Raw genomic sequence first — 12,715 nt, 5'->3', positions numbered from 1 at the left:
TCATGAGTAAGAAAAGACGGAATCGTCATAAAAAAGAAAACCAAGAACCGCGATTTGATTTTGATGAAGCAAAAGAGTTAACAGTTGGTCAAGCTATTCGTAAAAATGAAGAAGTGGAAGCAGGAGTCTTGCCTGAAGATTCCATTTTGGACAAGTATGTCAAGCAACACAAAGATGAAATCGAAGCAGATAAGTTTGCGACTCGCCAATACAAAAAAGAGGAGTTAATCGAAACACAGAGTCTGGATGACTTGATTCAAGAGGTGCGTGAAGCTGTAGAGGAGTCAGAAGCCTATTCAGAGGAAGTTCTATCGTCTGAAGCTATCTTACCTCCACTGCCTCTGGACGATGAGGATAAAGACTGGGATCCTATAGTACTAGAGGATGAAAATTCAGCAGAAATGACTGGGGAAGTGGAAGAGGAGAAAAAACTTTCTCGTCTGGATCAAGAGGACCCAGAAAAGAAAAGTAAAAAAGGTTTTGTTTTGACCACTTTGGCGCTCGTATCAGTGGTTATCTGTGTCAGTGCTTATTATGTTTATCGTCAAGTGAATCGCTCGACCAAGGAAATTCAGACTTCTCAATCAGCGTCTAGTGAGCAGAATATTCAGCCGATTTTAGAAGATTTTAATAGTCAATACGATGCCTTTTATACAGATAGCAATAAAACGGCTTTGAAAAATAGCCAGTTTGATAAGCTGAGACAACTTAAAACCTTGCTTGATAAGTTGGAAGGTAGCCGTGAATATACGCTTGCAAAATCTAAGTATGATAGCCTAGCAACTCAAATCAAGGCTATTCAAGATGTCAATGCTCAATTTGAGAAGCCAGCTATTGTGGATGGTGTCTTGGATACCAATGCTAAAGCCAAATCGGATGCTAAATTTACAGATATTAAAACTGGAAATACGGAGCTTGATAAAGTTCTAGATAAGGCTATCAGCCTTGGTAAGAGCCAGCAAACAAGTGCTTCAAGCTCAAGTTCAAGTGAAACTAGCAGCTCAAGTTCTCGTCAAGCAAGTGAAAATACTACTAGTGAAACAAGCCCAAGTAGTTCAAATACTGCCTCAACTGAAACTAGAAGTACCCGCAGTGAAGTCAATATGGGTGTATCAAGTGCAGGAGTTGCTGTTCAAAGAAGTGCCAGTCGTGTTTCTTATAACCAGTCTGCTATTGATGATAGCAATAATTCTGCCTGGGATTTTGCGGATGGCGTCTTGGAACAAATTCTAGCGACTTCACGTTCACGTGGTTATATCACAGGTAATCAATATATACTTGAACGTGTTAATATCGTTAATGGCAATGGTTATTACAACCTCTATAAGCCAGATGGAACCTATCTCTTTACCCTTAACTGTAAGACAGGCTACTTTGTTGGAAATGGTTCTGGACATGCGGATGACTTGGACTACTAAGCAGTCGTTACAAAATTCTTTCTTTTCAAAAGTAAAAATGATAAAATAAAACAAATCAAACAAGAGGAGTGTCAAATGACAAAAGCTAACTTTGGTGTTGTTGGTATGGCCGTAATGGGTCGTAACCTTGCCCTTAATATTGAATCTCGTGGTTACACAGTTGCTATTTACAACCGTAGTAAAGAAAAAACTGAAGATGTAATTGCTTGCCATCCTGAAAAGAACTTTGTACCAAGCTATGACGTTGAAAGTTTTGTAAACTCAATCGAAAAACCTCGTCGTATCATGCTCATGGTTCAAGCTGGACCTGGTACAGATGCTACTATCCAAGCCCTTCTTCCACACCTTGACAAAGGTGATATCTTGATTGACGGAGGAAACACTTTCTACAAAGATACAATCCGTCGTAATGAAGAATTGGCAAACTCAGGTATCAACTTTATCGGTACTGGGGTTTCTGGTGGTGAAAAAGGAGCCCTTGAAGGTCCTTCTATCATGCCTGGTGGACAAAAAGAGGCCTACGAATTGGTTGCGGATGTTCTTGAAGAAATCTCAGCTAAAGCACCAGAAGATGGCAAACCATGTGTGACTTATATCGGTCCTGATGGAGCTGGTCACTATGTGAAAATGGTTCACAACGGTATCGAGTATGGTGATATGCAATTGATCGCAGAAAGTTATGACTTGATGCAACACTTGCTAGGCCTTTCAGCAGAAGATATGGCTGAAATCTTTACTGAGTGGAACAAGGGTGAATTGGACAGCTACTTGATAGAAATCACAGCTGATATCTTGAGTCGTAAAGACGATGAAGGCCAAGACGGACCAATCGTAGACTACATCCTTGACGCTGCAGGCAACAAGGGAACTGGTAAATGGACTAGCCAATCATCACTTGACCTTGGTGTGCCATTGTCACTCATCACTGAGTCAGTATTTGCTCGCTACATTTCAACTTACAAAGAAGAACGTGTGCATGCAAGCAAGGTTCTTCCAAAACCAGCTGCCTTCAAATTTGAAGGAGACAAGGCTGAGTTGATTGAAAAGATCCGTCAAGCCCTTTACTTCTCAAAAATCATTTCATACGCACAAGGTTTTGCGCAATTGCGTGTAGCTTCTAAAGAAAACAACTGGAACTTGCCATTTGCAGATATTGCATCTATCTGGCGTGATGGCTGTATCATCCGTTCTCGTTTCTTGCAAAAGATTACAGATGCTTACAACCGTGATGCAGACCTTGCTAACCTTCTTTTAGATGAATACTTCTTGGATGTCACTGCTAAGTACCAACAAGCAGTGCGTGATATCGTAGCTCTTGCGGTTCAAGCTGGTGTACCAGTACCAACCTTCTCAGCAGCTATTACTTACTTTGATAGCTACCGTTCAGCTGACCTTCCAGCTAACTTGATCCAAGCACAACGTGACTACTTTGGTGCCCACACTTACCAACGTAAAGACAAAGAAGGAACATTCCACTACTCTTGGTATGACGAAAAATAAGTAGGTCTGCCATGGGGAAACGGATTTTATTACTTGAGAAAGAACGAAATCTAGCTCATTTTTTAAGTTTGGAACTCCAAAAAGAGCAATACCGAGTTGATCAGGTTGAGGAGGGGCAAAAGGCCCTCTCCATGGCTCTTCAGACAGACTATGACTTGATTTTATTGAATGCTCGTCTGGGGGATATGACAGCCCAGGATTTTGCAGACAAGCTGAGTCGGACTAAGCCAGCCTCAGTCATCATGGTCTTGGACCATCGCGAAGAATTGCAAGATCAGATTGAGGCAATCCAACGCTTTGCCGTTTCTTACATCTATAAGCCGGTTATTATTGACAATTTGGTGGCCCGTATTTCAGCGATTTTCCGAGGTCGGGACTTTATCGACCAACACTGTAGTCAGATGAAGGTTCCAACGTCTTATCGCAATCTGCGTATGGATGTAGAACATCATACCGTTTATCGTGGCGAAGAGATGATTGCTCTGACCCGTCGTGAGTATGACCTCTTGGCTACTCTTATGGGAAGCAAGAAAGTTCTGACTCGTGAGCAGTTATTGGAAAGTGTCTGGAAGTATGAAAGTGCGACCGAAACAAATATCGTGGATGTCTATATCCGTTATCTACGTAGCAAGCTTGATGTAAAAGGTCAAAAAAGCTACATTAAAACCGTGCGTGGTGTCGGTTACACCATGCAAGAATAGAAAAGCAGTTGCAGTTATGTAACTGCTTTTTTGAGGGGTGTTCTATATATTGACATGCGATTTTGTATTTGCTACAATCAGCTATGGAGGATAGGTCTAATGAAAATCATAAAAAAATTGATGCAAATTACATTAGCAGTCTTTTTCTTCGGTTTGCTAGCAACAAGTGCAGTACTGGCGGATACTACAGGTGGACAGTTTGTTGATAAAGATAATAGAAAATATTATATAAAAGATGACCATAAAGCAATCTATTGGCATAAAATAGACGGTAAAACCTACTATTTTGGTGATAGTGGAGAAATGGTAGTTGGTTGGCAATACTTAGAAATCCCTGGGACAGGTTATCGTGATGATTTATTTGATAATCGACCAGTTTTTGAAATTGCCCTTCAACCGAAGTGGTACTACTTTGGACAAGATGGTGTCCTACAAGAATTTGTTGGATGGAAACAATTAGAAGTTAAGGATTCGTTAAATGTTGGTAAAAAACATGGTGAGAGCTTTGAAGGCTCAGAAGTTCTTAAATTAGCAAATTATTACTTTGCTCAAGACCATTCTTTAAAAACAGGTTGGCTTTATGATCAGTCTAACTGGTATTACCTAGCAAAAATAGGTTCTTTAGGAAAAGACTACCTTGGTGGTGAAAGACGTGCTGGCTGGACCAATGATAACTCAACTTGGTACTATTTAGATCCAACAACTGGTATCATGCAAACTGGTTGGAAACAACTTGGCAATAAGTGGTACTACCTCCGTTCATCAGGAGCAATGGCAACTGGTTGGTATCAGGAAGGCTCAACTTGGTATTATTTAGACGAGCCAAATGGCAATATGAAAACTGGCTGGCAATACCTCGGTAACAAGTGGTATTATCTCCGTTCATCAGGAGCTATGGTCACTGGTTGGTTCCAGGTCCATGGCAAATGGTACTACGCTTATAGTTCAGGTGCTTTGGCAGTGAATACGACTGTAGATGGCTATTCTGTCAACTATAATGGCGAATGGGTTCAATAATGAAAGAGGCGATTGTGAAGGAAACAATCGCTTTTTTTGTGAAAATATAATAAAATAGATAGGAGAGAATAAATACTTGTAGGAAAAATAATACTCTTCGAAAATCAAATTCAAACCACGTCAGCGTCGCCTTACCGTACTCAAGTACAGCCTGCGGCTAGCTTCCTAGTTTGCTTTTTGATTTTCATTGAGTATGAGACGACTTTTTCGTCTAGTAAAAGGATAACATGACAAAAAAGGTTGGTGTCGGTCAGGCACATAGTAAGATTATTTTAATAGGGGAGCATGCGGTCGTTTACGGCTATCCTGCTATTTCCTTGCCTCTTTTGGAGGTGGAGGTGACTTGTAAGGTAGTTCCTGCTGACAGACCTTGGCGCCTTTATGAGGAAGATACCTTGTCCATGGCAGTTTATGCTTCGTTGGAGTATTTGGATATCAAAGAAGCCTGCATTCGTTGCGAGATTGACTCGGCTATCCCTGAGAAACGGGGAATGGGTTCGTCAGCGGCTATCAGCATAGCGGCCATTCGTGCGGTATTTGACTACTATCAAGTCGACCTGCCTCATGATGTACTAGAAATCTTGGTCAATCGGGCTGAGATGATTGCCCATATGAATCCTAGTGGTTTGGATGCTAAGACCTGTCTCAGTGACCAACCTATTCGCTTTATTAAGAACGTAGGATTTACAGAGCTTGAGATGAACTTATCCGCCTATTTGGTGATTGCCGATACCGGCGTTTATGGTCACACTCGTGAAGCCATCCAAGTGGTTCAAAGTAAGGGGAAAGATGCCCTACCGTTTTTGCATACCTTGGGAGAATTGACCCAGCAGGCAGAGGATGCGATTTCACAAAAAGATGCTGAAGGATTGGGACAAATCCTCAGTCAAGCGCATTTACATTTAAAAGAAATTGGGGTCAGTAGCCCTGAGGCAGACCATCTGGTAGAAACGGCTCTTAACCATGGTGCTCTGGGTGCCAAGATGAGTGGTGGTGGGCTTGGAGGCTGTATCATAGCCTTGGCAGACAATTTGACACACGCACAAGAACTAGCAGAAAGATTAGAAGAGAAAGGAGCTGTTCAGACATGGATAGAGAGCCTGTAACAGTACGTTCCTACGCAAATATTGCTATTATCAAATATTGGGGAAAGAAAAAAGAAAAAGAGATGGTGCCTGCTACTAGCAGTATCTCTCTGACTTTGGAAAATATGTACACGGAGACGACTTTGTCGCCGCTACCGACGGATGCGATGGCTGATGCATTTTATATCAATGGTCAGTTACAAAATGAGGCGGAGCATGCTAAGATGAGTAAGATTATTGACCGTTACCGTCCAGCTGGTGAGGGCTTTGTCCGTATTGATACTCAGAACAATATGCCTACCGCGGCGGGTCTGTCCTCAAGTTCTAGTGGTTTGTCCGCCCTGGTCAAGGCTTGTAATGCTTATTTCAAGCTTGGATTGGATAGAAGTCAGTTAGCGCAGGAGGCTAAGTTTGCTTCAGGCTCTTCTTCTCGGAGTTTTTATGGACCGCTAGGAGCCTGGGACAAGGATAGTGGAGAAATTTACCCTGTAGAGACAGACTTGAAACTAGCTATGATTATGTTGGTGCTAGAGGATAAGAAAAAACCAATCTCTAGCCGTGACGGGATGAAACTCTGTGTGGAAACTTCGACGACTTTTGACGACTGGGTACGTCAGTCTGAGAAGGATTATCAGGATATGCTGGTTTATCTCAAGGAAAATGACTTTGCCAAGGTTGGGGAGTTAACGGAGGAAAATGCCCTAGCTATGCACGCTACGACCAAAACAGCATCACCAGCCTTTTCTTATCTGACGGATGCGTCTTATGAAGCCATGGACTTTGTTCGCCAGCTACGTGAGCAAGGAGAGGCTTGTTACTTTACTATGGATGCTGGTCCCAATGTCAAGGTCCTCTGTCAGGAGAAAGACTTGGAGCATTTATCAGAAATCTTCGGTCAACGTTATCGCTTGATTGTGTCAAAAACAAAGGATTTGAGCCAAGATGATTGCTGTTAAAACTTGCGGAAAGCTCTATTGGGCAGGTGAATATGCTGTTTTAGAGCCAGGGCAGTTGGCCTTGATAAAGGCCATTCCCATCTATATGAAGGGCGAGATTGCTTTTTCTGATAGTTACCGTATCTACTCAGATATGTTTGGTTTCGCAGTGGATTTGACGCCGAATCCTGACTACAGCTTGTTTCAAGAAACGATTGCTTTAGTGGAAGATTTCCTGATTTATCGAGGTCAAACTTTAAAACCTTTTTCTCTAGAAATCCGAGGAAAAATGGAACGAGAAGGGAAAAAGTTTGGTTTAGGTTCTAGTGGCAGCGTCGTTGTCTTGGTTGTCAAAGCTCTGCTAGCTCTATATAATCTTTCTGTTAATCAGGGCCTCTTATTCAAGCTGGCTAGTGCTGTCTTGCTCAAGCGCGGAGACAATGGTTCTATGGGGGACCTTGCCTGTATTGTGGCAGAGGAATTGGTTCTTTACCAGTCATTTAATCGCCAGAAGGTGGCTACTTGGTTGGAAGAAGAAAACTTAGCGACTGTTTTAGAGCGTGATTGGGGCTTTTCAATCTCACACGTACAACCTGCCCTAGAATGTGATTTCCTAGTGGGATGGACCAAGGAAGTGGCTGTATCGAGTCACATGGTCCAGCAAATCAAGCAAAACATCAATCAGAATTTTTTAAGTTCCTCAAAAGCAATGGTAGCTACTTTGGTAGAATCCTTGGAGCAAGGAAAAGCCGAAAAAGTGATCGAGCAAGTAGAAGTAGCCAGCAAGCTCTTAGAAGGCTTGAGCGCAGATATTTACACGCCTTCGCTTAGACAGCTGAAAGAAGCCAGTCAAGATTTGCAGGCTGTTGCCAAGAGTAGTGGCGCTGGTGGTGGTGATTGTGGTATTGCCTTGAGTTTTGATGAGCAATCAACTGAAACCCTAAAAAACCGTTGGGCCGATCTGGGGATTGAGCTCTTATACCAAGAAAGGATAGGACATGACGACAAATCGTAAGGACGAGCATATCCGCTATGCCCTTGAGCAGAAAAGTTCCTATAATAGCTTTGATGAGGTGGAGTTGATTCATTCTTCCTTGCCTCTTTACGATCTGGATGAAATCGATCTGTCGACAGAATTTGCTGGTCGAAAGTGGGATTTTCCTTTTTATATCAATGCCATGACAGGTGGAAGCGATAAGGGAAGAGAAATAAATCAAAAGCTGGCTCAGGTGGCGGAAGCCTGTGGGATTTTATTTGTAACGGGCTCTTATAGTGCGGCTCTCAAAGATCCATCAGATGCCTCTTTTTCTGTCAAGTATGATCATCCAAATCTCCTTCTTGGAACCAATATTGGATTAGACAAGCCTGTTGAGTTGGGACTTCGGACTGTAGAAGAGATGAATCCTCTTCTCCTGCAGGTGCATGTCAATGTTATGCAGGAGTTGCTCATGCCCGAGGGAGAAAGAAAGTTCAGAAACTGGCAATCGCATCTAGCAGATTATAGCAAGCAAATCCCCGTTCCGATTGTCCTAAAGGAAGTGGGCTTTGGAATGGATGTGAAGAGCATCGAAAGAGCCTATGAACTGGGTGTTCGTACAGTGGATATATCAGGTCGTGGTGGTACCAGCTTTGCTTATATCGAAAACCGCCGCAGTGGCCAACGTGATTACCTCAATCAATGGGGACAGTCTACTATGCAAGCCCTTCTCAATGCTCAAGAATGGAAAGACAAGGTCGAACTCTTGATCAGTGGAGGCGTTCGAAATCCGCTGGATATGATTAAGTGCTTGGTCTTTGGAGCCAAGGCTGTAGGACTGTCTCGAACGGTTCTAGAATTGGTTGAAAGCTACACAGTTGAAGAAGTGATTGGCATTGTCCAAGGCTGGAAAGATGATCTACGCTTGATCATGTGTGCCCTTAATTGTGCCACCATAGCAGATCTGCAAAAAGTAGACTATCTTCTTTATGGAAAATTAAAAGAAGCAAAAGATCAGATGAAAAAGGCGTAACCACCGCCTTTTTTCCATCTTTAGACTGAGGTGACTTTTTTGAATTGTGATAAAATAGAAGGGAGAGGATGAACCTATGAGAAAATTTAAAATCTTTTTATTTATCGAAGCCTGTCTTTTGACAGGAGCTCTGATTTTGATGGTATCAGAGCATTTTTCGCGTTTTCTGCTGATTTTATTCCTCTTTTTGCTTTTGATTCGCTATTACACTGGTAAAGAGGGAAACAATCTTCTTTTAGTAGTGGCAAGCATTCTCTTCTTTTTCATCGTCATGCTCAATCCTTTTGTGATTTTAGCTATTTTTGTTGCGGTTATCTATAGCCTCTTTCTTCTTTATCCGATGATGAACCAGGAAAAAGAGCAGACCAATTTGGTTTTTGAAGAGGTAGTAACGGTTAAGAAGGAGAAAAATCGTTGGTTTGGCAATCTCCATCATTTTTCAAGCTACCAGACTTGCCAGTTTGATGATATCAATCTCTTTCGCCTCATGGGTAAGGACACTATTCATCTGGAGAGGGTCATCTTAACCAATCATGACAATGTCATTATCCTCAGAAAGATGATAGGCACGACCAAAATCATTGTACCTGTAGATGTGGAAGTCAGTCTCAGCGTTAACTGTCTCTATGGTGATTTGACTTTTTTCAATCAGCCCAAGCGAGCCCTCCGCAATGAACACTACCATCAAGAAACAAGAGACTATCTCAAGAGTAACAAGAGTGTCAAGATTTTCTTGACCACTATGATTGGCGATGTGGAGGTGGTCAGAGGATGAAAAAACAAGCTTATGTAATGATTGCTCTCACCTCCATCCTGTTTGTCTTATTTTTCTCCCACAGCTTGCTGGACATCCTTGACTTTGACTGGTCTATTTTCTTGCACGATGTCGAAAAAACAGAAAAATTTGTCTTTTTGTTGTTGGTATTCAGCATGTCCATGACCTGTCTTTTAGCCCTGTTTTGGCGAGGTGTCGAAGAGCTTTCTTTACGAAAAATGCAGGTTAATCTCAAGCATTTGTTGTCAGGGAAAGAAGTGGTTCAGGTTGCTGATCCAGATTTGGATGCCAGTTTCAAGTCCTTGTCAGGCAAACTTAACCTCTTGACAGAGGCTCTTCAAAAGGCTGAAAATCAAAGTCTTGCCCAAGAAGAGGAAATCATCGAGAAAGAACGAAAGCGGATTGCTCGGGATTTGCACGATACTGTCAGTCAGGAGTTGTTTGCGGCCCACATGATTTTGTCAGGTGTCAGTCAGCAGGCTTTGAAATTGGATAGAGAAAAGATGCAGACCCAGTTGCAGAGTGTCACAGCTATTTTAGAAACCGCCCAGAAGGATTTACGGGTCTTGCTCCTGCACTTGCGACCAGTTGAACTGGAGCAGAAGAGCTTGATAGAAGGGATTCAAATTCTTCTAAAAGAGCTTGAGGACAAGAGTGATCTCAAGGTTAGTCTTAAGCAAAATGTATCTAAATTGCCTAAGAAAATCGAGGAGCATATCTTCCGTATTCTGCAAGAATTGATCAGCAATACCCTCCGCCATGCCCAGGCCTCTTGTCTGGATGTCTATCTCTATCAGACGGATCTTGAATTGCAGCTGAAGGTGGTGGACAATGGGATTGGTTTCCAGTTAGGGAGTTTAGACGACTTGAGTTATGGACTGCGGAATATCAAGGAGCGAGTCGAAGATATGGCAGGAACGGTTCAACTCTTGACAGCTCCCAAGCAAGGTCTGGCGGTTGATATCCGTATTCCCCTGTTAGATAATGAGTTATAAAGGAGTAGAGATGAAAATTTTACTAGTAGATGACCATGAAATGGTCCGATTGGGCTTGAAAAGCTACTTTGACCTCCAAGATGATGTAGAAGTTGTAGGTGAGGCTGCCAACGGATCTCAAGGCATTGACTTGGCCTTGGAACTGCGTCCAGATGTCATTGTCATGGATATCGTCATGCCTGAGATGAATGGAATTGACGCGACCTTGGCCATCCTCAAAGAATGGCCTGAAGCCAAGATTTTGATTGTGACCTCTTACTTAGACAATGAAAAAATCATGCCTGTCTTAAATGCTGGTGCTAGGGGCTATATGCTCAAGACTTCAAGTGCGGATGAATTGCTGCACGCTGTTCGTAAGGTAGCTACTGGGGAGCTGGCCATTGAGCAAGAGGTCAGTAAGAAGGTCGAATACCACCGCAATCATATAGAACTACATGAGGACTTAACTGCGCGTGAGCGAGATGTGCTTCAACTCATCGCCAAGGGCTACGAAAATCAGCGCATCGCAGACGAACTGTTTATCTCTCTCAAGACGGTCAAGACCCATGTGTCCAATATCCTAGCCAAACTTGAAGTCAGCGATCGTACCCAGGCGGCTGTCTATGCCTTTCAGCACCACTTGGTGGGTCATGAAGACTTTTAATAGTTATGTAAAAATAATATTGGAGAAGTAGCTGAACTTAGTATCAAAGAAGCAAGCAAGTACCTCTAGCACGATAAAATATTTTTTTCACAATGTTTTATGTTATTTGTTGACATTCATTTTATAGGGGAGTAAAATGAAGCTAAAGATAACTAAAGTAATGTAGTATTTATCAAAGGATATAAAAAATCCAAAAGGAGGTTAGAATCATGTCTCCGTAAATTATCAAAATAAGGTCACTAGAGCGTTAAGGAATTTTGAAGAAAGGATTTTTGTCATGAAAAAATATATTACTTATGCAGCTTTATTACTTACTTCAGGAGCTTTGTTATCAACTACTTATGTAGTTAATGCAGAAACTACAACGTCTACCACTAAAGTGACTACATCACAAACAACTTCACAGTATACAAGCGAGAAAGAAGCAATTGATCAACTTGTTAAAGAAGGTAAAATTAAGGTTGAAGATGCAGAACAAGTTAAGTTGGTAGGATTTTCTCCTAGAGAATTAACGCAAGTAGAAGGCGATCAAGAAAAAATAGCATTTAATCAAAATAGAGATGATAAAGGAACCTGGATGATAACAGATGGTCGCTGGTGGTTCAAATATACTTCAGGTGGGTATGCTAAACATTGGGAATTCTTAGATAAGAAATGGTATTATTTTGATGATCAAGGTTGGATGAAATCAAATGAGTGGATTAACCCAGATGGTAATTGGTACTATCTTTCAAATGACGGTTCCATGCTAACTGATTATAATAGAGTTAATGGGAAACCTTATTTCTTCAGATCTAACGGTGTTTGCGTAGAAAATAAAGGTCAGGCAATTGCTGAGTATGCAGAGACATTTGTAGATAAAATCCCATATGTTGGGGGTTGGGCAGACTTGAATAAGGGTGTAGATTGCTCAGGATTTACACATGCCATATATAAAAACTTTGACATTTACTTAGGAACTGATACTAGATCTCAATTTAAGCAAGGAATTGATGTAACTGGTAATGAAAAACCTGGAGATTTAATTTTCTTTAATAATCTTGAACATGTGGGAATTAATATTGGCGGTAACCAAGTGGTTCACGCAAATTATGTAAGAAAATTTGTAAACATAACTAACAATGAATACATTGGATCTATTGACGGAGCTAGACGAGTTTGGTAACAATAAAATTTAAATGTCATAAATAATTTGTTACTAATTGGAGGAAACGGCTATGAAAAAATCTAAACTACTTACACTTGGTTTGCTTGCAGGTGCTGGCCTACTTTTATCTATCAACCAAGCACAGGCTGCAGATACATGGGTAAAAAATGGTTCTGACTGGAATCTTTCTCAAGATGGCAGTCTAGCTAAAAACAAATGGGTGCAAAATGCTGGCTCTTGGTACCACTTTGACGGTTCTGGTAAAATGCAGACAGGCTGGTACAAGGAAGGCAATACATGGTATTCGCTCGCAGACAGTGGGGCTATGCGTACTGGCTGGTACAAGGAAGGCAATACATGGTACTCACTCGCAAATAGTGGGGCTATGCGTACTGGTTGGTACAAAGAAGGGTCTACTTGGTACTACCTCAAAGGCAGTGGCGCTATGGCAACAGGATGGGCAACTGCAAATGGTCAATGGTCTTACTTT

Annotated in this window: 12 protein-coding genes and 1 pseudogene; all 13 read left to right on the top strand. The window is 41.8% G+C overall.

Translation table 11 applies throughout. From position 1 onward, the window contains the following. Positions 1–2 precede the first annotated feature (2 nt). Complete coding sequence (gene mapZ / locus M1G05_RS05715) at positions 3–1,418, top strand: cell division site-positioning protein MapZ (RefSeq protein ID WP_125454944.1); 1,416 nt, start codon at positions 3–5, stop codon at positions 1,416–1,418. 75 nt (positions 1,419–1,493) lie between these two features. Further along, positions 1,494–2,918 carry an NADP-dependent phosphogluconate dehydrogenase gene (gene gndA, locus M1G05_RS05710; RefSeq protein WP_000158778.1) on the top strand — a complete coding sequence of 475 codons (1,425 nt, stop codon included), beginning with the start codon at positions 1,494–1,496 and terminating at the stop codon, positions 2,916–2,918. 11 nt (positions 2,919–2,929) lie between these two features. Beyond that, the gene (locus tag M1G05_RS05705) at positions 2,930–3,619 is read left to right on the top strand and encodes a response regulator transcription factor (protein WP_020903407.1); all 690 of its coding nucleotides are present in this window, start codon (positions 2,930–2,932) and stop codon (positions 3,617–3,619) included. A gap of 99 nt (positions 3,620–3,718) precedes the next feature. Continuing rightward, positions 3,719–4,636, top strand: a complete 918-nt coding sequence (locus M1G05_RS05700) for an N-acetylmuramoyl-L-alanine amidase family protein (RefSeq protein ID WP_247953326.1) — start codon at positions 3,719–3,721, stop codon at positions 4,634–4,636. Positions 4,637–4,863: 227 nt separating this feature from the next. Then, positions 4,864–5,742: a mevalonate kinase gene (gene mvk / locus M1G05_RS05695; RefSeq protein ID WP_247953325.1), complete on the top strand. Its 879-nt coding sequence runs from the start codon at positions 4,864–4,866 to the stop codon at positions 5,740–5,742. Continuing rightward, the gene (gene mvaD, locus M1G05_RS05690; RefSeq protein WP_247953324.1) at positions 5,724–6,677 is read left to right on the top strand and encodes a diphosphomevalonate decarboxylase; all 954 of its coding nucleotides are present in this window, start codon (positions 5,724–5,726) and stop codon (positions 6,675–6,677) included. The genes mvk and mvaD overlap by 19 nt, the downstream gene beginning before the upstream one ends. Continuing rightward, positions 6,664–7,671, top strand: a complete 1,008-nt coding sequence (locus tag M1G05_RS05685; protein ID WP_247953323.1) for a phosphomevalonate kinase — start codon at positions 6,664–6,666, stop codon at positions 7,669–7,671. Before mvaD ends, M1G05_RS05685 begins: the two co-directional genes overlap by 14 nt. Beyond that, entirely contained in the window at positions 7,655–8,665 is a 1,011-nt protein-coding gene (gene fni, locus M1G05_RS05680) for a type 2 isopentenyl-diphosphate Delta-isomerase (RefSeq protein WP_247953322.1), read from the top strand. Before M1G05_RS05685 ends, fni begins: the two co-directional genes overlap by 17 nt. 76 nt (positions 8,666–8,741) lie before the next feature. Further along, entirely contained in the window at positions 8,742–9,440 is a 699-nt protein-coding gene (liaF, locus tag M1G05_RS05675) for a cell wall-active antibiotics response protein LiaF (RefSeq protein WP_084925921.1), read from the top strand. Continuing rightward, positions 9,437–10,435, top strand: a complete 999-nt coding sequence (locus M1G05_RS05670) for an envelope stress sensor histidine kinase LiaS (RefSeq protein ID WP_049486947.1) — start codon at positions 9,437–9,439, stop codon at positions 10,433–10,435. Before liaF ends, M1G05_RS05670 begins: the two co-directional genes overlap by 4 nt. Positions 10,436–10,445: 10 nt before the next feature. Continuing rightward, positions 10,446–11,078, top strand: a complete 633-nt coding sequence (locus tag M1G05_RS05665; protein WP_049486946.1) for a response regulator transcription factor — start codon at positions 10,446–10,448, stop codon at positions 11,076–11,078. A gap of 277 nt (positions 11,079–11,355) precedes the next feature. Beyond that, positions 11,356–12,243: a C40 family peptidase gene (locus tag M1G05_RS05660; protein ID WP_060627601.1), complete on the top strand. Its 888-nt coding sequence runs from the start codon at positions 11,356–11,358 to the stop codon at positions 12,241–12,243. Between the two features lie 52 nt (positions 12,244–12,295). After that, positions 12,296–12,715, top strand: a pseudogene (locus M1G05_RS05655) (N-acetylmuramoyl-L-alanine amidase family protein); the annotation flags it as partial.

Origin of the sequence: Streptococcus mitis (assembly GCF_023109515.1) — a bacterium.
GTDB classification, from domain to species: Bacteria; Bacillota; Bacilli; order Lactobacillales; family Streptococcaceae; genus Streptococcus; species Streptococcus mitis_CS.
The sequence above is the reverse complement of the archived record's forward strand: the minus strand, read 5'-3'. Positions and strand labels throughout refer to the sequence as shown.